Source organism: Streptomyces sparsus, from assembly GCF_054776295.1.
The window spans coordinates 1-963 of the sequence record NZ_BAAHCA010001357.1; the positions used below are offsets into that span (position 1 = coordinate 1).

At 74.8% G+C, this 963-nt stretch carries 1 protein-coding gene and 1 pseudogene; both read right to left on the reverse strand.

Annotation, left to right across the window (positions count from 1 at the left end; genetic code table 11):
* A pseudogene (locus ACYVE9_RS28400) lies at positions 1-187 on the reverse strand (hypothetical protein); the annotation flags it as partial.
* Between the two features lie 240 nt (positions 188-427).
* Positions 428-963 (reverse strand): HAD-IC family P-type ATPase (locus tag ACYVE9_RS28405; protein WP_461030757.1); only part of this gene is annotated, 536 nt, incomplete at its 5' end.

The following is a 963-nucleotide window of genomic DNA, read 5'->3' on the forward strand; positions in this document are numbered from 1 at the left end:
CGGCGGTGAACATGCAGCGCTCCACCAGCAGGGCCGCCCGTTCGACGGCGACCTCCGCGTCCTCGGTCGCCCGCACGGCCAGCAGGGCCGCCGCGTCGTCCCAGCAGCCGCGTGAACGCAGCCGCCACACCGCCAGGGCGAGGGGATCGTCGCCCCCACCGTGATCCAGCCGTACCGAACGAGACATGGCGGATTCCGCCACAGTGCCCTCCCCAAGCGCGCCGTCGAGCCGGATGTGCTCGCATCTCAGCACGGATCAGGGCCCGGGCCAAGGGGAAGGTGTGAATTCGTTCACAATCTTGGTCCGTCACGTCCCGGAAGTGTCACCGCGCACCCTCCGTCACGGCTTTGGGTACCACCGGTCACGAGCGGGCGGGCGGCCCGCCGACCGGGGGCGGGGCGGTGAGCGGCGCCTGACCCGGGCGCGTCAGGCGCGCCAGGCGCGGTCGCTCAGCAGTCGCAGGCCGTTGAGGCCGACCAGCACGGTGGAGCCCTCGTGCCCGGCCACACCCAGCGGCAGGGGCAGGTGCCAGAACAGGTCCCAGGCGACAAGGACGACGATGGCCGTGCCCGCGATCGCCAGGTTCTGCAGCACCAGCCGCCGCGCTCTGCGGGAGAGCGCCACCACGGCGGGCACCGCTGCCAGTTCGTCGCGGACCAGTACCGCGTCGGCGGTACGCAGGGTCAGGTCGGCGCCGCTGCCGCCCATGGCGATGCCCGCGTGCGCGGCGGCCAGCGCCGGGGCGTCGTTGACGCCGTCCCCGACGGCGAGCACCCGGCTGCCCGCGGCCTCCAACTCCCTTACGGCGTCGGCCTTGTCGGCGGGCAGCAGTGCGGCCCGGACCTGTTCCGGGCGGATGCCGGTCTGCTCCGCGAGCCGGACGGCCGCCTGCCGGCGGTCGCCGGTCAGCAGCAGCGGTGCCCGGCCGGTCAGCTCCTCCAGCCGGGCCACCGCCGCTCGCG